The following is a 22006-nucleotide window of genomic DNA, read 5'->3' on the forward strand; positions in this document are numbered from 1 at the left end:
GCGGGCTTTTGGTGCCGTTCTGCCAAAGGCAATTTCATGCTCCGGGCGTTCGGGCATTCATCATGAATGAAAAGTTAATCGGCCGGCAACGATGGGCTTATGGAAATTCTGTGTGCAATGCGGTATGGACGGCGATGCTGACGATTATCATCGAAACCCGCGACAATGAGGCTGAACTGGCGCAGACGCTGTCGGCGCTGGTGTCGGGTGCCGTAGAAGGTCTGGTGAGCGATGTGATCGTTCTCGATCATGCCTCGCAGGATGGGTCGAGCCGGGTGGCAGACGCCGCCGGTGCGCGTTTCTGCACGAGCTGGGATATGACGGATATCGTCCGGTCAGCGCGGGGCGACTGGCTGCTCCTGCTTGAAGCTGGCGCGCGGCCGGTGGGACGCTGGATCGACGACGTGGCGGAATATATGTCGCTGAACAAGATGCCGGCGCGCTTTTCGCCCTCCCGGCAGTATCGCCGGCCATTCCTGCAGCGCATCGTTAACCGGCCCGCACCACTTGAGTTGGGCTTGCTGCTGTCGAAGCAGCAGGCAGCAGTGATTGCCAAATCCTCCATGCTGCTTGGCGATTTCGCCAACGGGCGAGCCGTGCGCAAGCTTGGAAGCGAACTCGTGCCGGCCTGGGTTGCGATCGCCAACCGTCCGGGTGCGGAAAACCTTTAGCCGAAACTCACCATAAAAAGAGCAGGCCCTTTCGGACCTGCCCTGTCTTCATTGAAAAATCGACCGTGAAAATGGCTTGCCGCGTGAACCCAGCCACCGCGTCGTATCGCTTTGCGTGGCGGTTTTCAGCACATGAAATCCGCCGCGTTCATGCTGTCGGTCGTGATCTGGATGGGGAACCGGACGTGCCATCGGTAGGTCAGCTTGCCATTCCGTCCGCCTCATTCCGTCTCCCGATGAGCACAGTTCTACAATGCTGCATCGTGGCGCGCTGTTACGAATGGAACAGGAAGAATTGGGGTTCCCGCAAACGGAAAGGGTCAGCCGCGCTTCAGGTGCTCGTCCAGCCTCGGCATGATCTCGACGAAGTTGCAGGGCATGTGCCGGTAGTCGAGCTGCTGCTTCAGGATGCCGTCCCAGGCGTCCTTGCAGGCACCGGGTGATCCCGGCAGCACGAAGATGAAGGTGGCATTGGCAACGCCACCGGTGGCGCGCGACTGGATCGTCGAGGTGCCGATCTTGTCGTAGGAAATCCGGTGGAAGACCTCGGAAAAGCCGTCCATGCGCTTTTCAAACAAAGGCTCCAGCGCCTCGGGTGTCACGTCGCGTCCGGTAAAGCCCGTGCCGCCGGTGGTGATCACCACGTCAATCGTGTCGGTAAGCGTCCAGGCCTTCACCTGTGCCGCAATTCTTTGCGCGTCGTCCGGTACGATGGCACGGGCCTCAAGCCTGTGTCCGGCATCGGTGATGCGGGCGGCCAGCGTATCGCCGGAGCGGTCGTCGGCGAGCGTGCGGGTATCGGAAACCGTCAGCACCGCGATGCCAACCGGAACGAAGGGTCTCGGTTCCTTAGTCTCGGTCATCGCGATCTTCCTCTCCATGGACACTGTTGCAGGCCAGAACGTACCAGTTCGGATGCTGCCGTGAAAGAACGGTAGCAGCCGCGTCACGTGTCTCGGCGTTCCCATAAAGGCCAAAGCAGGAAGCACCCGATCCGGACATCCGCACGAACACAGCGTCCGTCAGACCAAGAGCCTTGGAGACTGCTGCGATGTCTGGCTCAAGTTCGCGGGCAGGCGGCTCCAGATCGTTGCGCAGGCCTTTCAGCACATCGATCCAGCCGTCACGCGATGGCTTGCCCGGAGGCATCAGCAGCGGTGGCTTGGTCTTGTCCCTCAACAGTTTGAAAATCACCGGTGTCGACACCGCTTTCAGCGGATTGACGATCAGCATCGGAAAAGACGGAAAACCACTCACCGTCCGGATGTCTTCCCCGATGCCTCGGGCGATCAGCGGCTGGCCATAAAGGCACATCGGCACGTCGGCACCCAGTTTTAGCGCGATTTCCTGCAGGTCCTCGGAATCGATGGAAGCGCCCCACAAACCCAGCAGCCCGAGAAGCGCTGCGGCGGCATCCGCCGAGCCGCCGCCGATGCCGGAGGCGACCGGCAGGTTTTTTTCGAGATGGAGATGGACCGGTGCGGCCTCGATGCCCTTTTCGCGCAGATGCGCGCGCAACAGGTCACGTACCTTCAGCACCAGGTTCCCTGCGATAGCATCGCCCGTAAGTGGCAGATCAACGGAAAAGCGGCCGGAGAGGGTGAAGCGGTCTTCATTGGAAGGGGAAAAGCCGATGCGGTCTCCCGCATCGGCAAAGGTCACGAGACTTTCGAGTAGATGATAGCCGTCAGCGCGCTGGCCAACGACATGCAAGGCCAGATTGATCTTCGCCGGCGCGATCCGCGTCAGCGAAAAACCCAAAATACCATCCTCATGTGCCATGGACAGGCAGGATCAGGATTTCTTGCCGGCAGCAACGTCCGGCGCCACCTTCTTCGGCTGGGTGTCACCGGCTTCTGCGGCAGCCGGAACCCTGACTTCAACCGGCGGCAGGCCGCTTTCGATCTTTGCCTTGATCTTCGGAATTTCCGCTTCCTCGGGCTTCAGCGCCAGCGTCTGGTTCCACTGGAACACAGCTTCCAGCTTGCGGCCGACGCGCCAATAGGCATCGCCGAGATGATCGTTGATGGTGGCATCACCGGCCATCAGTTCGACGGCGCGCTCCAATTCGCCAACGGCGTCATCGAAACGGCCCATCCGGAAATAGGCCCAGCCGAGCGAATCGACGATGTAACCGTCATCCGGCTTCAGATCGACGGCCTTGCGGATCATACCGAGGCCTTGTTCGAGGTTGATGTTCATATCGACCCAGGAATAGCCGAGATAGTTCAGCACCTGCGGCTGGTCGGGGTTGAGGTCCAGCGCCTTCTTGAAGCTCGGCTCTGCCTTGTCCCACATTTTCTGGCGCTCATAGGCAATGCCACGCTGGAAGAAGATCGTCCAGTCGCTGCGCTGCGGAACCGGGCCGATGGCTTCGACGGCGCGGTCGTAGACCAGACCCATTTCCTTGTAGTCCTTGGCGTCCGACAGCACGCTGCCATAGGCAAGGTAGCTGCGCACGTCCTTCGGATCGAGCGTGATCAGTTCCTTCAGGTGCTGCTTGGCTTCATCGACCTTGCCGATCGAGGCAAGGCTGAGACCGAGCTGCATTTCCGACAGGCGCCGCATCGGCGAATTTTCCGGCACGCTCTTGTAGAGCGCGATGGCCCGCTCAGGTTTTTTCAGATTTTCGGCGATACCGCCGAGCATGACGAGAATATCGGCGCTTTCCGGATCCAGTGCCCGGGCGGTCTGCAGATAGAGCGAGACGATGTCTTCCGCACCGTCGCGGTTGAGCGCTGCGCCGATCGAAAACAGAACGGCAGCAGCGCCTTGTGTGGCGCTACGGACCTGCTGTTCCTGCGGCTTGCCCTCTTCAATGCTGGTGCGCAGCGCTTTCAGCGGTGCGTAATTGCTGATGAAACCTTCACCGACGGAAACCGCGTCGAGCGCCTTCTGCTTGTTGCCGTCGCGGGCCTCAAGCTTTGCCAGCGCAACGACGGCGCGCATGAAGGTGTCGGGGGCAGCGGCGCCACCTTCGCGGTCGAGAACGGCGTCGTTCAGCTTCGAGCGGGCGGTGGACTTGTCGCCGGCGGCCAGCGCAATGGCACCCTGGTGGTAGGACTTGAAGATGCGGAACCATTCTGGCCCTTCCATCGCCTGAATCTCGGCGATGGCATCCTTCGGCTTGCCTTCGCCAGCCTTTGCCCAGCCGAGCAACAGGCCGTTCATCAGCCGGTCAAGATCGTTCGGGCCTTGGTAATTGAGGATTTTCTGCGCGTTGCGGTATTCGCGCTTGCGGATGGCCTCGACAGCGCGGGTGATCGTGGTGATACGTTCGACGGAGCTGTCGGTCTTCAACTCTTCGGCAATCTTGGCGCCGCCGTCGAAGTCGCCGTTCATCAGCGAGGTGATCATCAGGCGTTGCTTGACGTCGACATTGTCCGGTTCGAATTCCAGCGCGGTGCGGTAGAGCTTGGTCGCCGTGTCGAGATCGTGATCGACATCGGCCGTACGGGCTGCGAGAAACGCGCCGGAGAAGCTGTTGACCGAATTCAGATCGAAGGGCTTGTTTTCTTCCACCGCTGGCTTGGCTTCCTCGGCAAAGCTCGGGGCCACGCCGGAAAACGACGCCAGGGCCAGGAAGGCAGCGCCGCTGAGCAGGCGAAGAAGGTGTTTTTGCCGCATGACAAGCCTTTCGTTACGAGCGGCACCCCTTGGCGCCGACACCGGATTCGCGCGGAATCAGTCTCAAATCAATAACGCATAACCCGGCAAACCGGAATCGGTTTGAACGCAAGGCAAAACGCAATTCGATATACCGCCGTCAACTTCTGCTCACTCGATCGCGAGCACCGCCCGACGGCAGCCGGAACATGAATGAATAGAATGGCTTTTTTGGCGCATTGCGGCAAGAAATTACTCGAAGGCACAGCCGATCCTTGCAATGGCGGGTCAGCTGACCCGGTCGATGCAGAAATCGATGACCTCGAGAAGGGCGTCCTTCCAGGGCGATTCCGGCAACGGCGCCAACGCATCGCGGGCAATCGTGCCGTAATGCTGGGCCCGGGCGATGGTGTCGGTCAGGCCGCCGTAACGGGTGATCAGGCCAAGCGCTTTTTCCAGGTTCTGGTCGCTGCTCTCACCGCCTTCGATGGCCTGCCGCCAGAAGCTGCGCTCCTCGGCCGTGCCGCGGCGATAGGACAGAATGACGGGCAGGGTGATCTTGCCTTCGCGGAAATCGTCGCCGGTATTCTTGCCGAGATCGGCAGCCTTGCCACCGTAGTCAAGCACATCGTCGACCAGCTGGAAGGCAAGGCCCAGATTCATGCCGTAGGATTTCAGCGCGTTGCGGCTGGCCTTGTCGGTCTTGGCGACGATCGGGCCGACTTCGGACGCGGCTGCAAACAGGGCGGCTGTCTTGGCGCGGATGACGGACAGATAGTCGTCCTCCGTCGTTTCCATGTTCTTGGCGACGGACAGTTGCAGCACTTCGCCTTCGGCAATCACGGACGCGGCTGTGGACAGCACGTCGAGCGCGTCGAGCGACCCGACATCGACCATCATGCGGAATGCCTGGCCAAGCAGGAAGTCGCCGACCAAAACACTGGCCTGGTTGCCCCAGATCATCCGTGCCGTCGATTTGCCGCGCCGCAGGTCGCTCTCGTCGACCACGTCGTCATGCAGAAGCGTGGCCGTGTGCATGAACTCGACCGCAGTCGCAAGCTTGATATGCGCATCGCCGGTAAAGCCGAACATGGCGGCAGACGCCAGCGTCAGCATCGGGCGCAGGCGCTTGCCGCCGGATGAGATCAGGTGGTTGGCCACCTCCGGGATCATCTGGACGTCGGATCCGGCCTTGGACAGGATCAGCTGGTTGACGCGCTCCATGTCCGCCTTCGTCAGATCGACGAGCGGCTTGACCGATGCCTGTTTGTTTTTGCTGTCTTCCAGCGGTATCACTACGCCCAACACAAGCGACTCCTGTTCAAACTCCAGTTCGGACAATAGAAAGGGGGGCTTGTGGCGGCAAGAGGCGAATTGTCCCGCTTGCTCGAATAAGGCAGGAAAACGACCCGGAATGAAGGAATTGATCCGTACCAACGACGCTGTCGTGCTCTCGTTTGCCGAAAGTCTGATGAAGGATGCCGGCATCGGCTGCTTCATTGCAGATCAGGGCATGAGCATACTTGAAGGGTCGCTCGGCCTTTTGCCCCGCCGTTTTCTGGTCGATGAGGACGATGCCGACGAGGCACGGCAGGTGCTGATCGATGCCGGGCTCGAGGCGGAATTGCGAGACGCATGACCACAGCGGCGGCCGAAACCATCGACAGCTTTCACCGCGGTCAATTTCAGGTGATCCAGCCCTTGGGGCAGGGGCATCGCTCCGGCATGGATGCGATGCTGCTGGCCTCGCTGGTCGCTTCGGCAAAACCCTGCCGTGTCGCCGATCTCGGTGCCGGTGCCGGTGCCGCCGGCTTCGCCGTTGCCTCGCGGCTGGACAATGCCGAAGTGCTCCTGGTCGAGCGGTCGCCGTTGATGGCGGATTTTGCCAGGCGAAGTCTGGCACTTGCGGAAAATGCCCGTTTTGGCAGCCGGATATCCGTTCTCGAAGCCGACGTATCGCTGACCGGCCGGGCAAGGGTTGCAGCCGGTCTTGCCGACAACAGTTTCGATCACGTCATCATGAACCCACCCTTCAACGATGCCTCGGACCGCAAGACGCCGGATGCACTGAAGGCCGAGGCGCATGCGATGACCGATGGCCTGTTCGACACCTGGATCAAGATGGCCTGCGCTATCGCACGGCCCAGCGGACAACTGTCATTGATCGCCCGGCCGGAATCGATTGCCGAGATCATCTCCGCCTGCGGCCGCCGTTTCGGCGGCATCGAGATCACGCCCTTGCACCCGCGCGCCGGGGAAAATGCCGTGCGCATCCTGGTCACGGCAATCAAGCAGAGCCGGGCGCGGCTGACGCTGCGGGCGCCACTGATCGTGCATGAGGCAGAGACGCACAAGTTTGTAACTGCTGTCGATGACATGAACAACGGCCGTACCGCCTACCATCGCAATCGATGATTTTGATGATGTGCCATTGTGTTTGCCGCGCCAATGCATACATGCCAACACGCATAATGATTGCCAATACGTACAATGAATGCAGGGAGTTCAGATGGCCGGACTGTTCAGGAAACTGTTGCCGAAGCGTTTTCGCAAGGACGGCGTGACGATTCCGGTTGTCCGCTTGCATGGCGCGATCATGGCAGGCGGCAGCCAGTTTCGCCCGGCGCTCAATCTGGCGACGGTTGCGCCGGTGCTTGAAAAAGCCTTCTCGATGAAGGACGCCCCAGCCGTTGCCATCTCGATCAATTCTCCCGGCGGCTCTCCCGTCCAGTCGCGAATGATCTATCAACGCATCCGCGATCTGGCGGAGGACAAGAAGAAGCGTGTCATCATCTTCGTCGAGGATGTCGCGGCTTCCGGCGGCTACATGATCGCGCTGGCGGGTGACGAGATCATTGCTGACCCGACCTCGATTGTCGGTTCCATCGGCGTCGTGTCCGGCGGCTTCGGTTTTCCGGAGTTGTTGAAGAAGATCGGCGTCGAGCGTCGTGTCTATACCGCCGGCTCCAACAAGGTGATGCTTGATCCGTTCCAACCGGAAAAGGAGAAGGATATCGAGTTCCTCAAGGGGCTGCAGCTCGAAATCCACGACATCTTCATCGGTATGGTCAAGGCGCGGCGCGGTCATCTTTTGGCCGATACGCCCGACATTTTTTCCGGTCTGTTCTGGACTGGCAAGCGTGGTCAGGAACTTGGGCTGGTCGATAGCCTCGGCGACATGCGCGGCGAGTTGAAGAAGCGGTTCGGCGCAAAGACCCAGCTGCAGCTGGTTTCCGCCTCGCGCGGCCTGTTCGGCCGCCGCCAGCCAGGCGCGTCGATGGCCAGCGGCATAGCCGAGCGTTTTGCGGTCTCCGCCGTTTCGGGCCTTGCCGAGGTGGCAGAGGAAAAGGCATTATGGGGCCGCTTCGGGCTTTGATAGTCTGACGGAAATGGGGGAGGGCGCATGCCGCAATTGATTCTACTGCTGGTGTTTGCAGCCATCGCCTGGGTGGGCTATCGCAAATTCGTGGCCGACGCCGAAAAACTGAGCCGACGCCAGCAGGAAACCCGCCGCCAGCAGGAAACCGGCACGCAAGGTACGCTGGTCAAGGATCCGGTGACGGGGGAGTACCGGCTGAAGAAGCCGGAGTGATGTTATTCTTCGCGCTCTTTTATTCGCGCCATCCAATCGGCGCCTGCATAGCTGACGCAGATGATGAAGACGCTTTGATCGCGGTCATCGACGGTGAAACAAACCACACCTTTTTCGCCGGCCGGAATCGCGCGTAGACCGGATCGCAAGTCATTTCGTGTCGAACCAATGTGTGGAAAGTCTGCGAGATTATCAAAGACCTTTTCAAATTCCTTTAGCTTGGTGTGTGCGATATGCGCGCCCGCATAGCCTTCTATGAGCAGGAAAATATCGAACAGGTCGTGTTCGATTTCAGAATGGTATTTGATCTCATAAACCACAACGAGGCCGCTATTTTCTCGCCGCCAAACGAGCGCGAACACGATCGAAGACATTATCGTCCTGCATCGAGATCCACTGATCCTTCGGCAGTTCCATTCGTCTCCGGATCTCGTCCGCCATTCCAGCCAGTGGATCGGCGTCATTGTGCATCATCTGCTCGATCCCGGCCTGAATGACGCTGGAAACGGATGGATAAATCCCATCCGCCACCATTTTCTCCGCAAATTCGCGGTGGGTGTCGTCTAGTTCAATCGCGATCTTGACGGTCATGTGCCAATCCCTTGTTTCCGCATAACCTTACCACATGGGGCGAATTGCCTGCAACGCGACAGCGCGCGCACGAAGATACTTCTGTTTCGCCAATCCGGCACGCCCCTTGACCCTCTTCGCCCATCATGGCACCAGACAGCCATATACCTTCAACCTGGACTGATGCCATGACCGCCGCCGCTCTCCCGGACCATATGAACCCCAAGCGCTCCTTTCAGGCGCTGATCCTGACGCTGCACGCCTACTGGGCGGACAAGGGATGCGCGGTTCTGCAGCCTTACGACATGGAAGTCGGCGCCGGCACCTTTCATCCGGCAACAACATTGCGCGCGCTTGGCCCCAAGCCCTGGCGGGCAGCTTATGTGCAGCCGTCACGCCGCCCGTCCGATGGGCGTTACGGCGAAAACCCCAACCGGTTGCAGCACTATTACCAGTACCAGGTCATCCTGAAGCCCAATCCGCCGAACCTGCAGGAGCTTTACCTCGGTTCGCTGGCGGCCATCGGTCTCGATCCGCTGCTGCACGATATCCGCTTTGTCGAGGATGACTGGGCAAGCCCGACGCTGGGCGCCTGGGGGCTCGGCTGGGAATGCTGGTGCGATGGCATGGAAGTCTCGCAGTTCACCTATTTCCAGCAGGTCTGCGGCATCGAATGCTCGCCTGTCTCCGGCGAACTGACCTACGGTCTTGAACGCCTCGCCATGTATGTTCAGGGTGTCGATAACGTCTATGACCTGAACTTCAACGGCCGCGAGGGCGACGAGAAGATCAGCTATGGCGATGTCTTCCTGCAGGCAGAGCAGGAGTATTCGCGGCATAATTTCGAATATGCCAACACGGCGATGCTGCAGCAGCATTTCGTTGATGCCGAAAAGGAATGCGTGGCGCTTCTGGCGGCCGGTGCGCCCGATACCGGCGCCAATGCGATCCTGCACAAATGCGTCTTCCCGGCCTATGATCAATGCATCAAGGCCAGCCACGTCTTCAACCTGCTGGATGCACGCGGCGTGATTTCCGTGACCGAGCGCCAAAGCTACATTTTGCGCGTTCGTACGTTGGCGATTGCCTGCGGCGAGGCATTTTTGCTGACGGATGCCGGTGGTATCAATCTCGCAAAAGATGCTGCCTGAACCGGATAACGGGTCTACTTAGTTTGTTGCAGAAAATCGGTCGCGACGGGTGGCGGAAGCCGGGCTTCTGGTTGTGCGCTCGCGCGGGCTTTAAAGCTCCAAGCCGATGTCACAGGGCGAATTGTCACAAAATTACAGCCATAAAGAGTAATTTTGTGGCGTTCTCTTTTTGAATGCAAATTCAATTGCTATAGCCTGACCGGTTGTTCAGTAACCGTTTAAGGAGTTTGTTCTAAGCTTTGTCCAAGTGATTGAGTTCAGGACGCGCAATGGACGACGAGGATATTCTGCCCCCGGAAGTTTTGGCTTCGATGTTGATGCGAATGTTCGAGTTCGCACCGATTGCGATGGCGATTACCACCAGCGATACCAAAACCTCGAGCTATGCCAAGGTCAACGACGCTTATCTGAAGCTGACGGGTCTGAAGTGGGAAAACATTCGGGGCAGGAAACTGACGTCGGATGGTGCTGCGATCGATAATCCGGCCCGGGATCGCCGCCACCGGCTGCTGGCGGAAGTGGGGTCCTATGAGCTGGAAGAGGTCGATCTCGTCTATGCCGATGGCACGATCATCCCGACGCTGATTTCGGCGCAGCGGACCCTGGTCGATGGCGTCTCCTTCGATGTCGAGGTTATCGTTGACGTCTCGGCGCGTGTCCGGCAGCAGCGCGAAATCGAGAATGCGTTGCGGGCGTCAGCCCGCACCGACGCCCTGTCGGGGCTTCCGAACCGGGCCTGTTTCGACGAGGTCGTCGTCGAAGCCGTCGAGCGCAGCATGTCGAATGACCGCAAGCTCGCGCTGGCCTTCATCGACCTCAACGGCTTCAAGACGGTCAACGACAAGCTGGGGCATGCTGCCGGCGACGAGGTCTTGAGAACCATCGCCAGCCGCCTGCGCGAAAGCTTTCGCGCCACCGATTTCATTGCCAGAATTGGCGGCGACGAATTCGTCGTCCTGCTCGATATCGACCTGAAGCTGGCGGCCGATGTGCAGCAGAATGTCCAGGATGCGATGGAGCGGGTTTTCAAGCCGATCGCGATAGAGGGAAAAGTCACCTATACCGGCGCGGCTGTCGGCGTCACATTCCTGCAGCCGGACGATACCGTCGCATCCTTCGTCCGCAGGGCCGACGAGTACATGTATATCGCCAAGACCAGCGAACAGCGCGTCGCCGTCGTCTGTTTCGGGCAGATCCTCGAGGCAGTCCCTTCGCCCGAAGACTCGGCAGAATGGGGAAAATTAGGCCGCTCCTAAAAGGGAAGTGCGAAAGCTTTGGCGCTTCTATGCGCGGACATGTCGGCGAACACGGCTAAACGTCTGGCGCAGAGAACAATACTCAAATCAGATCGCTCACTTCTGCGCCAACCTGCCAGACCGGCTTCTGGGCCGGAAACGCGCCGGTCGACAGCTGGCCGGCATAGGTCTGCAAGGCACGGCGGACGCCTGCCGGTTTTTCAACGGTGCCGATGTTCGCATAGGCAAAGAACAAGGCCGAAAAGGCGATGACGTTGATGAGGGCTGCGAGCGTTTTCATGGGGGCGGTGCTTTGCGGGTTCGGCGTTGATCTGATGGCCGACTATCGGCCAAACGCCACCATCGCGCGGTTCCCGGCGGAACAGGCTGGTATGGATGAAACGGGAAAACCGGCAGGGTGAAGCGGGCGGTTGAAATTTATCTTTCAACGGCGGCGTTCGATCCTTAAGCTGCGGCAAAATTGAGCGCGGAAGGAACCCCGATGATTACTCTGGCCATTGCTGCGGTCGTGATCCTCTACCTGATCTTCGTCTATAACGGCCTGGTCAAGGCGCGGCAGGTGAAGGAGGAGGCGTGGTCCGGCATCGACGTGCAGCTGAAACGCCGCGCTGACCTGATCCCCAACCTGATAGAGACCGTCAAAGGCTATGCCGCCCATGAAAAGGGCACGCTGGAAGAGGTCGTCGCCCTTCGAAACAAGGCGCAGGCGTTGCCGGTTGGCGATGTGGCCGGACGCGCAGCGGCAGAAGGCATGTTGAGCCAGGCGCTGGGCAAACTGTTTGCCCTGGCCGAAGCCTATCCTGACCTTAAGGCCAACCAGAACTTTTCCGAGTTGCAGCAGTCGCTGGAAAGCATCGAAAACGAAGTGCAGATGGCTCGCCGCTATTACAACGGTGCTGCCCGCGACTTGAACGTCAAGGTCGAGAGCTTCCCGTCAAACCTCATCGCTGGCCCCTTCGGATTTACCAAGGCGGCCTTTTTCGAGATTACCAACGAGGCTGACCGCACTGTTCCGGTGGTGAAGTTTTAATCTAGCCCGAAACGGTATTCCGTCGTAGACGGCTATCCACAATCGAGAGCGCGCACAGCCAAGGACAGGCGGTGCTGAAGGCATGAAGAGACAAGAGCATGAACGCCGCAGACCAGAAACTGACCATCCTTCCGCCCGGCCATCCGCTTGAAGGCCGTGTCAGTCCACCCGGCTCGAAATCGATCACCAACCGGGCGCTGCTTCTGGCCGGCCTTGCCAAGGGCACCAGCCGCCTGACCGGTGCGCTGAAGAGCGACGACACCCGCTACATGGCCGATGCCCTGCGCGCCATGGGCGTGGAGATTTCCGAGCCGGACGACACGACATTCATCGTTACCGGATCCGGCAAGCTCCTGCCGCCCGAAAAGCCGCTGTTCCTCGGCAATGCCGGCACCGCGACGCGCTTTCTGACGGCTGCTGCGGCTCTTGTCGACGGAACCGTGGTGGTCGATGGCGACCAGCATATGCGCAAGCGGCCGATCGCGCCGCTGGTAACAGCGCTGCGCTCGCTCGGCGTCACTGTCGAGGCCGAAACCGGCTGCCCGCCGGTCACAGTGAACGGCACCGGCGATTTCGCCAAGGATCACGTCACCATCGATGCCGGCCTTTCCAGCCAATATGTGTCCGCCCTGCTGATGGCCGCCGCCGGCGCTTCCCACCCGGTCAATATCGAGCTTGCCGGCGAAGAGATCGGCGCGCGCGGCTATATCGATCTGACGGTTGCCGCGATGCGCGCCTTTGGCGCTGAGGTCACCCAGGTCAGCCCGTCGATCTGGCAGGTCGCCCCGACCGGTTATCACGCCACCGACTATCTGATCGAGCCCGATGCATCCGCCGCAACCTATCTCTGGGCGGCGGAAGTCTTGACCGGTGGCCGGATCGATCTCGGCGTCGCGGCAGCATCCTTCTCCCAGCCGGATGCGAAAGCCTATGAGGTAATCGCCACGTTCCCGCATATGCCGGCGATCATCGATGGCTCGCAGATGCAGGATGCCATTCCGACCCTTGCCGTGCTCGCCGCCTTCAACGAAACACCGGTGCGTTTCGTCGGCATCGAAAACCTGCGCGTGAAGGAATGCGACCGCACCCGTGCTCTCTCCACCGGCCTGTCGAACATCCGCCCCGGTCTCGCCATCGAGGAGGGCGACGATCTGCTGGTCGCCTCCGATCCGGCGCTTGCCGGCCAGACGCTGCCGGCCGATATCGATACATTCGCCGATCACCGCATTGCCATGAGCTTCGCGCTGGCTGGCCTGAAGATCAAAGGCATCACCATTCTCGACCCCGGCTGCGTGGCAAAAACCTATCCGCGCTATTGGGATGAGCTCGCTTCGCTGGGCGTCGGGCTTGAAGGCGACCGGCCTTAACGGGCAGACATATTCGGCTGTTGGGGCCGGGGAGGGATCGATCGCATGAGACGTGTTTTCGCGGCGCTGGGATGGCTCCCCCTTGTTCTGACCCTGCTGCTCACTGTCAGCGGGCCTGTGCGGGCAGAGGAGGTTTTCACCGCCTATCGCTCGGCCATCGACGTCGCCAGGAGCGGTGTGCTCAGCGTCACTGAAACGATCACCGCCAATGTCGAGGGAGATCGCATCAAGCGCGGCATCTACCGCGATTTCCCCTTGACCGTCACCGATGCGGACGGTCGCGTCGTCAAGGTCGATTTCAAGCTCATTTCTGTCGAGCGGGACGGTGCGCAAGAACCGTATCGCACCGAAAGCATCAGCGGCGGTATCCGCATCTATACCGGCGACAAGGACGTGTTTTTGGCCGATGGCGAACATACGTTCCAGTTCACCTATGAGACCGCCCGGCAGATCCGCTTCTTTCCCGATCACGACGAACTTTACTGGAACGTGACCGGCAACGAATGGGCATTTCCGATCGAGGAGGCGTCCGCCACGGTTACCTTGCCTGCGGGCGTGAAAGCAGAGGCGCTGGATGTCTTTACCGGCAGTCAGGGCTCGACCGACAAGAATGCCCGCGCGCTGGAGGATGGCGACCGGTTGGTTTTCACCACCACGCGCCGTCTCGACGCCAACGAGGGTCTGACCATCGCCGTCAAGATGCCGAAGGGCAGCATCGATCCGCCCTCGGTATCGCAGGAAAGGGTCTGGTGGTTTTACGATCACCTTCCACCGATCCTTGCCATCGCGGGCTTCGTAATCGCCGCACTTTATTATTCGCGCATGTGGCTGAAGGTCGGCCGCGATCCGGCTCGCGGCGTCATCGTGCCACGCTGGGATGCCCCGGACGGAATTTCCCCGGCGCTGGTCAATTATATCGACAACAAGGGCTTTTCCGGCCAGGGCTGGACAGCGCTTTCCGCCGCCGCCCTCAATCTTGCGGTCGAAGGCTATGTCGTGCTGAAGGACTTCAAAAACTCGCTGGTCATTACCCGCACGGACAAGCCAAAGCCGCCGTCGCTGCCGACCGGCGAGGCGACGGTGCTGGCCGCCGTGCAGCGCAATGGCGGCGAACTGACGATCGACAAGGACAATGGCCCGGCGGTGCAGAAGGCCGGTGCGGATTTCCGTATTGCTATGGAAAGAGAACACCGCAACAAATATTACCACGCCAACACCGGCTACGTGGTTGGCGGCATCGCCATCTCAGCGCTGTTTCTGCTGGCTATTTTCATCTTCGGCCTTCTCGATGGCGCGACGGTGGCGCTGGTGATCTTGCCTGTGGTTGCCTCGGTAGTCATCTCGCTGTTTTCGCTGGCCATCGGCCGGCTGTTCAACAAGCGCGGCAGCCTTTTTGTGCGCATCGGCTCGCTGATTACCGCCGCCTTCCTGACCTTTTTTGTTGTCACAGCCGCGCTCAGCGTTTCAACCGTGGTCATCAGCATGGCGCTGGAGGCGCATCAGGTGCCGCTTTTGATCGGCGTCGGCGGCATCGTGCTGGTCAACATGCTGTTCTTCCATCTGATGGGCGCGCCGACGCCGATCGGTTCGAAGATGATGGATGGTATCGATGGCCTGCGGCAATATCTGACGCTCGCCGAAAAAGAGCGGATGAACATGGCCGGCGCGCCGGAGATGTCGCCGCAGCATTTCGAAAAGCTCCTGCCCTATGCCGTGGCGCTGGGCGTCGAAAAACCCTGGTCGGAAACGTTCGACCGCTGGCTTTTGGCCGCAGCCGCAGGGGCTGCCGCCTACCAGCCGGCCTGGTACAGCGGCAATAATTTCGCCGCCGGCTCCTTCGGTGATCGTATGGGCGGGTTCGCAGGCTCCATGGCCAGCACCATGTCCTCCTCGCTACCGCCACCACCCAGCTCCTCATCCTCCGGATTCTCCACCGGCGGCGGCTTTTCCGGCGGCGGCGGAGGCGGCGGCGGCGGAGGCGGGTGGTAATTTTTAGCTGACCCGCGCCAAGGCCTTTGTATCATGTGATGATACTTGACGCGCCCCGTGCGATGTATCATTATTTGATACGCTCTGGAGATGAGAGGTGATCCGTTCTTTCAAAGGCAAACTGTCTCCGTCCGTGGCAGACGGCAGCGTGAAAAAGGGTTTTCCGGTTGATCTTGTTCGCCGGACGCAGCAATTGCTGGTTCTCTTGAACGCGGCAGCCGACGTGAAGGATTTACGCTCGCCGCCAGGCAATCGGCTGGAGAAATTGTCGGGAGACCGGGAAGGCCAGTACTCGATCCGCATCAACCAGCAGTGGCGTGTCTGTTTCCAATGGACGAACGGCGGCGCCGATGACGTGGAAATCGTCGATTATCATTGAGAGTAAGGACTGATCAGATGAGTGATATCGGCCTGCCGGCCATCCATCCGGGTGAAATTCTGAAAGATCTTTATCTTGACCCGCTGGACATGAGTGCCGGCACACTTGCCAAACAACTGAATGTTCCAAGGACCCGCATCGAACGTATCGTTACGGGCAAGACCGGTGTAACCTCGGACACTGCCCTGCGCCTTGCGAGATTCTTCGATACCACGCCGGAACTCTGGATGAATCTGCAGGTAAGTTATGATCTCAAGATCGAAGCAGAACGTAAACGCGCCGAGATTGAACGCATCCCGGTTCGGGATGCCGCCTGAGCACTGAGTTTTCCGCCATTGAATGGATGACTTTTGCCGCCGGGCTTGCTAAATCCCCCGCAGTCAATCGATCACTTAGAAAAGCATTCATTCCATGCCCGATCTTCTGCTTGAACTCCGCTCCGAGGAAATCCCGGCCCGTATGCAGCGCAAGGCTGCCGGTGATCTGAAGAAGCTGTTGACCGATGCGTTGGTCGAGGCTGGGCTGACCTATGAGGGTGCCAGGGAATACTGGACGCCGCGCCGGCTGACGCTTGATATTCGCGGTCTGAAAACCCGCTCCGCCGATGTGCGCGAAGACCGCAAGGGCCCGCGCACCGATGCCAATGAAAAGGCGATCGAAGGCTTTTTGCGCGGTGCCGGTCTCACGTCGATCGATCAGGCGCATGTGCATAGCGATCCGAAGAAGGGCGATTTCTACGTCGCCCACATCGTCAAGCCGGGCCGCCCCGCTGAAGAAATCATCGCCGAGGTGATGCCCGGCATCATCCGTAATTTCCCCTGGGGCAATCCGATGCGCTCAGGCGCAGCGTCCGCCAAGCCGGGCGCGCTGCGCTGGGTGCGGCCGCTGCAGTCGATCGTCTGCCTGTTCGGCCCGGAACACGAGGAAACCCAGGTTGTCCCGTTTACGGTCGGTGATATCACCGTATCGAACATCACCTATGGACACCGCTTCCATGCACCGGAAGCCATCACCGTGCGCCGCTTTGCCGATTACATCGAGAAGCTCGAAAAGGCCAAGGTCATTCTCGATGCCGAGCGCCGCAAGCAGATCATCGCCGCCGATGCTGCCAATATCGCCTTTGCCAATGGCCTTGAACTGGTCGAGGACGAAGGCCTGCTCGAGGAAGTCTGCGGCCTCGTCGAATGGCCGCAGGTATTGATGGGCTCGTTCGAGGAAGATTATCTGGCGATCCCGTCGGAAATCATCCGGCTGACCATCAAGACCAACCAGAAGTGTTTCGTCACGCGCCGCCCCGGCGAGGAGACCCTGTCGAACAAGTTCATTCTCGTCGCCAATATCGAGGCGAAGGACGGCGGCAAGGAAATCGTCCACGGCAACGGCAAGGTTGTTCGGGCGCGTCTCTCAGATGCGAAGCACTTCTGGACCCGCGACCAGGGCAACCTGCCGGATCTCGAAACGCTGGAAGCGTCTGCTGCAAAATTCGATCTCGACCTGAAAAAGCCGCTGGACCAGCGCATGGCCAAGCTCGACGCGCTGAACGTCACCTTCCATGCCAAGCTCGGCACGCAGGGCGAACGCGTCCAGCGCATCCGCGCGCTGGCTGCCGAACTGGCCAAGATGACCGGCGCCGACCCGAAGCTGGTGGATCGCGCCGTCGTGCTGTCCAAGGCGGATCTGCGCACCGAAGCCGTTGGCGAATTCCCGGAGCTTCAGGGCATCATGGGCCGCAAATATGCAGCCCTGCAGGGCGAAGACGCCTCCGTCGCCGCCGCGATCGAGGACCACTGGAAGCCGAACGGTCCCTCCGACCGCGTACCGGATGACAAGGTCGCGATCACAGTCGCGCTCGCCGACAAGCTGGACACACTCGTTGGATTTTGGGCCATCGACGAGAAGCCGACGGGCTCCAAGGACCCCTATGCGCTGCGCCGTGCCGCACTTGGTGTGATCCGTATAATGCTGGAGCGGAAGATCAGGCTGCCGCTGCTAAGCGTAATAAAAACCGCCATGGTGAACGCCCATCAGGTAATGCCTTATAAAATCATCTCCGATATGCATTACAATCTTGATGTTGGGGGTGGACCAGAATCCTCTTCCTTCCCTGAATTTGTGGATCAGGTTTTGGACTCAATCGACAAATCTCCTTGGGAAGTAGTTTTCGGCAGAGGGTTTGATCTTGATAGCCTCAAGCGTCGGATGCGAAATGCTGACTTTTTGCTAAATTACCAAAACGCTGATCTGGGTAATTTTGTTTCTTACACACAGATGATGCTCGGAAAAATGCTCAATTTTGAGTTCTTGCGCCGAGAAAACTTGGATGATGATCAACAAGATTATGAAGAGTATCTTGGCAAGTCAAATGCTGTTCAGTTGGAGATAGCGGAACAACGTACAGGTGATATACGTGACGTGCTCTCCTTCTTCCAGGATCGCCTGAAAGTCTATCTGCGCGATCTCGGCGCCCGCCACGACCTGATTGACGCCGTGCTGACGCCGGATGCCGACGATCTGTTGATGGTCGCCCGCCGCGTCGAAGCGCTGACCGCCTTTGTCACCTCGGAAGAAGGCCTCAACCTGCTGGCCGGCACCAAGCGCGCCACGCAGCTGCTGGCGGCCGAGGAAAAGAAGGGGACGCACGTCGCAACCAACGTCGATCCGGCGCTGCTGACGCTTGATGCCGAAAAAGCGCTCTATGCCGCCGTCACGCAGGCTTCTACCGAAGCAAGTGCCGCCATCGTAGGCGAAGACTTCCGATCGGCCATGGAGGCACTGTCGAAGCTGCGCGGCCCGGTCGATCAGTTCTTCGCCGATGTCCTCGTCAACGACGACGACCCGGCCGTCCGCGCCAATCGCCTCGCTCTGCTTGGCCTGATCCGGGCGGCAACGGGAACGGTTGCGGACTTCTCGAAGATTTCGGGATGATGCGGGTCTTTTGAAGGTCTGGGATGTTATCCAGCCATCATCCGCACCCGTCATGCCAAAGCCAGTCACGCGACGTCTGTCGCGTGATAGAGGCCTTCGCGCTCCGGCGCGTGTTGTATCAAAGAAGCGCGCACAGGCTGTCGATAGTCATGCTTCCTGCCGTTCAAACACCAACCATTCGGACCAGATGTCCCGAACCGCCTGCTCCCTGGCCGCCACGAATGTGGACAGAGCCGTGTCGTGGAGGTGTTTTCCGTAGCGAGGGTCATCGGCAGGCACAACGATCACGCGAGGTGCACCAAACTGATCGGCGGTGATATCGATGATCCAGCCGGCACATTCGACCCAGGCATGGCTTTCCCATCGCCGCCCGTTCCAGAAGCCATAGGGGCCTTGTTCCAGGCCGTCCTCCTTGCAGCGCGGCACACCGTTTACCCAGGCGGCGTCATAGCCCTTGGCTTGAAGCACCCGGCATATGAACAGGCTTGTTCTGCCGCAGGTAAATCGGGAGGGCACATCCGGAATGGCGTCTCCGTCTACCGCCCGCCATGCCGTATGCCAGCGAAGCCAGATCGGCTCCATGAAGCAGCGCATTCTGAAGGCCAGTTGGGTAAATTCAGTTTCCATATCGAGGCGCCATCCCCAAGTCGCTCCAGCTGCAGGACAGCCATCTTGTGATCGCCACCGTTGACAGCATCGGCTGCATAGTGCCGCAAACAATCTTGCCCGCCCATCCGAATTTCATTACAACTATCCCGTCGTATACAGTACGGCGGTCACGTTGCCCTTTGACGATGCATCGATGGCTCTGGAAATCCACCCCCGACCACGCTATCCAAACCCATGACCGCCAAAATACTCGTCAGCGCCTGCCTCATGGGCCATGCCGTCCGTTATGACGGGCAGGCCAAGCCTCTGCTGCATCCGGCCCTTGACCGCTGGCGCGAGGAGGGGCGGCTGGTGACGATCTGTCCGGAAATGTCGGCGGGCATGCCGGTGCCGCGTTTGCCGGCGGAGATCGCGGAGGGAAGGCGGGTGCCGACGTCCTATCCGGGGCGGCGCGCGTGCTGGAAAGCCAGGGCGGAGATGTCACGGATTTGTTTCGCCAAGCCGCCGAAAATGCGCTTGCGCTGGCGCGCGAAACCGGCTGCTCTTATGCCTTGTTGATCGACGGCAGCCCGTCCTGCGGCTCGGGCTTTATCTATGATGGCAGTTTTACCGGCCGCCGCCTCAAGGGCGAGGGTGTGACGGCCGCCTTGCTCAGGGCCAACGGTATCCGGGTTTTTTCCGACAAAGAGATCGAAACACTGGCGGCGCTGATCGACGCGCACTGACTATGCTGAGGCAGCGTCCGAAAAGAATGGGCGGTCCCGGATTGACGCTATCCCCACAACAAAAAATTGCGCCCCTGCTTCTCTCAGGGGCGCAATCTTTCGCCTGGAGGGCGAATACCCGGTCAGCCTTCTATCTGCGGCTGGTTAGGGCAGGGACAGGAAGTTCCGTGTCAATTTAGCCGAAGTTGGAAGTTTTCGAGATCAACTTCTTGTGACGGAGTGTCTTGTGGCGTTACTGCAGTGATTGCAGCCGTTGATGCAACGTCAAGCGAAGCCGTTTTCGCAGCCATATCGACGATCTCGACAGTGGCAGTTGCCTGGGCTTCCGCTGGCAGCGCGTCCACTGTTGCAGCCTTCGCCATGTCGGCTTCATGTGGCTCCTTGGCCTGCGCCTGCTTGATGTCTGCGTCCGACGCCTTGCTGATGAAGACGACCGGTGAGCCGCCAAGCCAGGCTTCGGTGCGAACCAGTTTCATCTCGCCGTTGATCTTCTTCAGCTCGACCCGTTCAGTCCCGAGGGCGACGTCCGGCACGATATAGCCGGTTTTCTTCTTGACCACCAAAGGCGGGCACTGGCCGCAGGAAAGCTGCGAGATACTCCTGTTGACTTTTTCTCCGGAGATGACGTTTTCAAGTGAAGACGCGCCGGCTGTGCTGGCAGCAACCAGGCTTGCGAATGTCAACAAAACGGCGCGCATCAGCTTTCTCCTCTGAGATCGATACAGCGCCGCAGGTCATTCATGACGCACAAAGGTCGCTGCAGCACTTATTCAGAAGAGGAAAATAGCCGTTCTCCGTTACGTTCCCGTCAGGAGAATTGGTAAAAATTGAGTGAGTTTTTCCCTTGACCGGCCGTGACCCGGTCAGGCCTTTTCGCGCTCGACCGCCTGCCAGCCGATATCGCGGCGGCAAAAGCCGTTGTCCCATTCCACCTGGTCAAGGGCTGCATAGGCGCTGTCCTTGGCCGCGCCGACGGTGCTGCCCATCGCGGTGACATTGAGCACGCGGCCGCCGGTCGCAATCAGTTGCCCGTCCTTCAATGCCGTTCCGGCATGAAACACCTTGGTGCCTGCGTCCGCCTGCGGGATCTTGGCAATCGGTGTGTTCTTCTCGTAAGCGCCCGGATAACCCTTCGAGGCCATCACCACGGTCAAGGCCGCCTCGTCGCGCCATTCTGCGCTGACTGAGGCGAGCGTGCCGGTTGCCGCAGCATGCAGCAACGGCAAGAGATCGCTTTTCAGCCGCATCATCAGCACCTGGCATTCCGGGTCGCCGAAGCGGACATTGTATTCGATCAGTTCGGGGCCTTTGGCGGTGATCATCAGGCCGGCAAACAGCACGCCGGTGAAGGGATGGCCGCTATCGGCCATGCCGGCGATTGTCGGCTCGATGATCTCGCGCATCGTGCGCTCGACCATCTCAGGTGTCATCACCGGTGCAGGCGAGTAGGCGCCCATGCCGCCGGTGTTCGGACCGGTATCGCCGTCGCCAACGCGCTTGTGGTCCTGCGCCGAGGCCAGAGCGAGAGCCGTTTTACCGTCGCAAAGGCAGAAGAAGCTTGCTTCCTCGCCATCGAGATAGGCTTCGACGACCACCTCGGCACCGGCAGCGCCGAAGACACCGGAAAAGCAGCTGTCGACCGCGTCGAGCGCTTCATCCAGCGACATGGCAACGGTCACGCCCTTGCCGGCGGCAAGCCCGTCGGCCTTGATGACGATCGGCGCGCCCTGTTCGCGGATATAGGCTTTCGCCGGCTCAGTGGATGTGAAGCGCTGATAGGCGCCGGTCGGGATGTTGTATTTGGCGCAGATGTCCTTGGTGAACCCCTTTGAGCCTTCAAGCTGGGCAGCGGCGGCAGACGGGCCGAAAACTGCAATACCGGCGTCGCGCAACGTGTCGGCAAGGCCAGCGACCAGCGGAGCTTCCGGGCCGACCACGACGAAATCGATCGCTTGCCTGCGGCAGAAGGCAAGAACGGCGGCATTGTCTGATGTATCGATATCGGCGATGATTGCCTCTTCGGCGATGCCGGGATTGCCGGGGGCGGCATAGAGGGCCGTCAGTCGTGGCGATTGTGCCAGTTTCCATGCCAGCGCATGTTCGCGCCCGCCCGACCCGATCAACAGAACTTTCATC

At 59.9% G+C, this 22006-nt stretch carries 22 protein-coding genes and 3 pseudogenes; 15 read left to right on the forward strand and 10 right to left on the reverse strand.

Going from position 1 to position 22006, the window contains the following annotated elements; translation table 11 throughout:
- The first annotated feature begins 134 nt into the window (after positions 1-134).
- On the forward strand, positions 135-671 hold the full coding sequence (locus ACQY8Q_RS17480; RefSeq protein ID WP_428427731.1) for a glycosyl transferase: 537 nt from the start codon (positions 135-137) through the stop codon (positions 669-671).
- Positions 672-991: 320 nt separating this feature from the next.
- Here ACQY8Q_RS17480 and moaB read toward each other — a convergent pair whose 3' ends face one another.
- The 4 genes from moaB to ACQY8Q_RS17500 form a co-directional block, all read right to left on the reverse strand.
- Positions 992-1534, reverse strand: coding sequence for a molybdenum cofactor biosynthesis protein B (moaB, locus tag ACQY8Q_RS17485; RefSeq protein ID WP_428427732.1), 543 nt, complete (start codon positions 1532-1534; stop codon positions 992-994).
- The gene (locus tag ACQY8Q_RS17490) at positions 1521-2453 is read right to left on the reverse strand and encodes a 4-(cytidine 5'-diphospho)-2-C-methyl-D-erythritol kinase (RefSeq protein WP_428427733.1); all 933 of its coding nucleotides are present in this window, start codon (positions 2451-2453) and stop codon (positions 1521-1523) included. The genes moaB and ACQY8Q_RS17490 overlap by 14 nt, the downstream gene beginning before the upstream one ends.
- Positions 2454-2465: 12 nt before the next feature.
- Positions 2466-4298, reverse strand: coding sequence for a tetratricopeptide repeat protein (locus ACQY8Q_RS17495; protein WP_428427734.1), 1833 nt, complete (start codon positions 4296-4298; stop codon positions 2466-2468).
- Between the two features lie 267 nt (positions 4299-4565).
- Complete coding sequence (locus ACQY8Q_RS17500) at positions 4566-5582, reverse strand: polyprenyl synthetase family protein (protein WP_428429810.1); 1017 nt, start codon at positions 5580-5582, stop codon at positions 4566-4568.
- Positions 5583-5691: 109 nt separating this feature from the next.
- On the opposite strand from ACQY8Q_RS17500, the gene ACQY8Q_RS17505 reads away from it, so the two are divergent.
- The 4 genes from ACQY8Q_RS17505 (at position 5692) to ACQY8Q_RS17520 (ending at position 7869) form a co-directional block, all read left to right on the forward strand.
- On the forward strand, positions 5692-5916 hold the full coding sequence (locus tag ACQY8Q_RS17505) for a DUF2007 domain-containing protein (RefSeq protein ID WP_068957401.1): 225 nt from the start codon (positions 5692-5694) through the stop codon (positions 5914-5916).
- Entirely contained in the window at positions 5913-6692 is a 780-nt protein-coding gene (locus ACQY8Q_RS17510; protein WP_428427735.1) for a tRNA1(Val) (adenine(37)-N6)-methyltransferase, read from the forward strand. The genes ACQY8Q_RS17505 and ACQY8Q_RS17510 overlap by 4 nt, the downstream gene beginning before the upstream one ends.
- A gap of 94 nt (positions 6693-6786) precedes the next feature.
- The gene (locus tag ACQY8Q_RS17515) at positions 6787-7653 is read left to right on the forward strand and encodes a S49 family peptidase (RefSeq protein WP_428427736.1); all 867 of its coding nucleotides are present in this window, start codon (positions 6787-6789) and stop codon (positions 7651-7653) included.
- Positions 7654-7680: 27 nt separating this feature from the next.
- Entirely contained in the window at positions 7681-7869 is a 189-nt protein-coding gene (locus ACQY8Q_RS17520) for a hypothetical protein (RefSeq protein ID WP_113243126.1), read from the forward strand.
- Positions 7870-7871: 2 nt separating this feature from the next.
- On the opposite strand, the gene ACQY8Q_RS17525 is transcribed toward ACQY8Q_RS17520, so the two are convergent.
- A complete protein-coding gene (locus ACQY8Q_RS17525) occupies positions 7872-8243 on the reverse strand; it encodes a type II toxin-antitoxin system RelE/ParE family toxin (RefSeq protein ID WP_428427737.1) in 372 nt (123 codons plus the stop codon).
- Positions 8200-8460, reverse strand: coding sequence for a hypothetical protein (locus ACQY8Q_RS17530; RefSeq protein WP_428427738.1), 261 nt, complete (start codon positions 8458-8460; stop codon positions 8200-8202). The genes ACQY8Q_RS17525 and ACQY8Q_RS17530 overlap by 44 nt, the downstream gene beginning before the upstream one ends.
- A 167-nt stretch (positions 8461-8627) precedes the next feature.
- Between ACQY8Q_RS17530 and ACQY8Q_RS17535 the strand changes: the two genes are divergently transcribed.
- Positions 8628-9590 carry a glycine--tRNA ligase subunit alpha gene (locus tag ACQY8Q_RS17535; protein ID WP_428427739.1) on the forward strand — a complete coding sequence of 321 codons (963 nt, stop codon included), beginning with the start codon at positions 8628-8630 and terminating at the stop codon, positions 9588-9590.
- A 269-nt stretch (positions 9591-9859) separates the two neighbouring features.
- Complete coding sequence (locus ACQY8Q_RS17540; RefSeq protein ID WP_428427740.1) at positions 9860-10846, forward strand: GGDEF domain-containing protein; 987 nt, start codon at positions 9860-9862, stop codon at positions 10844-10846.
- An 82-nt stretch (positions 10847-10928) separates the two neighbouring features.
- On the opposite strand, the gene ACQY8Q_RS17545 is transcribed toward ACQY8Q_RS17540, so the two are convergent.
- Positions 10929-11126, reverse strand: coding sequence for a hypothetical protein (locus ACQY8Q_RS17545; RefSeq protein WP_428427741.1), 198 nt, complete (start codon positions 11124-11126; stop codon positions 10929-10931).
- Between the two features lie 201 nt (positions 11127-11327).
- Between ACQY8Q_RS17545 and ACQY8Q_RS17550 the strand changes: the two genes are divergently transcribed.
- The 7 genes and pseudogenes from ACQY8Q_RS17550 to ACQY8Q_RS17580 form a co-directional block, all read left to right on the forward strand.
- Positions 11328-11876, forward strand: coding sequence for a LemA family protein (locus ACQY8Q_RS17550; protein ID WP_428427742.1), 549 nt, complete (start codon positions 11328-11330; stop codon positions 11874-11876).
- Between the two features lie 98 nt (positions 11877-11974).
- Positions 11975-13243 carry a 3-phosphoshikimate 1-carboxyvinyltransferase gene (aroA, locus tag ACQY8Q_RS17555; RefSeq protein WP_428427743.1) on the forward strand — a complete coding sequence of 423 codons (1269 nt, stop codon included), beginning with the start codon at positions 11975-11977 and terminating at the stop codon, positions 13241-13243.
- A gap of 45 nt (positions 13244-13288) precedes the next feature.
- A complete protein-coding gene (locus ACQY8Q_RS17560; RefSeq protein WP_428427744.1) occupies positions 13289-15232 on the forward strand; it encodes a DUF2207 domain-containing protein in 1944 nt (647 codons plus the stop codon).
- Between the two features lie 97 nt (positions 15233-15329).
- Positions 15330-15611, forward strand: a complete 282-nt coding sequence (locus ACQY8Q_RS17565) for a type II toxin-antitoxin system RelE/ParE family toxin (protein ID WP_428427745.1) — start codon at positions 15330-15332, stop codon at positions 15609-15611.
- Positions 15612-15628: 17 nt separating this feature from the next.
- Complete coding sequence (locus ACQY8Q_RS17570) at positions 15629-15928, forward strand: HigA family addiction module antitoxin (protein ID WP_428427746.1); 300 nt, start codon at positions 15629-15631, stop codon at positions 15926-15928.
- 94 nt (positions 15929-16022) lie between these two features.
- Positions 16023-17621: pseudogene (glyS, locus tag ACQY8Q_RS17575) on the forward strand (glycine--tRNA ligase subunit beta); the annotation flags it as partial.
- Between the two features lie 399 nt (positions 17622-18020).
- Positions 18021-18536, forward strand: a pseudogene (locus tag ACQY8Q_RS17580) (DALR anticodon-binding domain-containing protein); the annotation flags it as partial.
- Positions 18537-18683: 147 nt separating this feature from the next.
- Here the strand turns inward: ACQY8Q_RS17580 and ACQY8Q_RS17585 are convergent.
- The gene (locus ACQY8Q_RS17585) at positions 18684-19163 is read right to left on the reverse strand and encodes a hypothetical protein (protein ID WP_428427747.1); all 480 of its coding nucleotides are present in this window, start codon (positions 19161-19163) and stop codon (positions 18684-18686) included.
- A gap of 216 nt (positions 19164-19379) precedes the next feature.
- Between ACQY8Q_RS17585 and ACQY8Q_RS17590 the strand changes: the two are divergent.
- Positions 19380-19870 (forward strand): annotated as a pseudogene (locus tag ACQY8Q_RS17590) (DUF523 domain-containing protein).
- 170 nt (positions 19871-20040) lie between these two features.
- On the opposite strand, the gene ACQY8Q_RS17595 reads toward ACQY8Q_RS17590, so the two are convergent.
- The gene (locus ACQY8Q_RS17595; protein ID WP_428427748.1) at positions 20041-20568 is read right to left on the reverse strand and encodes a plant virulence effector HPE1-like domain-containing protein; all 528 of its coding nucleotides are present in this window, start codon (positions 20566-20568) and stop codon (positions 20041-20043) included.
- Positions 20569-20733: 165 nt separating this feature from the next.
- Positions 20734-22005, reverse strand: coding sequence for a phosphoribosylamine--glycine ligase (purD, locus tag ACQY8Q_RS17600; RefSeq protein WP_428427749.1), 1272 nt, complete (start codon positions 22003-22005; stop codon positions 20734-20736).
- Between the last annotated feature and the right edge of the window lies 1 nt (position 22006).

Origin of the sequence: Pararhizobium sp. (assembly GCF_965279435.1) — a bacterium.
Classification (GTDB): domain Bacteria; phylum Pseudomonadota; class Alphaproteobacteria; order Rhizobiales; family Rhizobiaceae; genus Pararhizobium.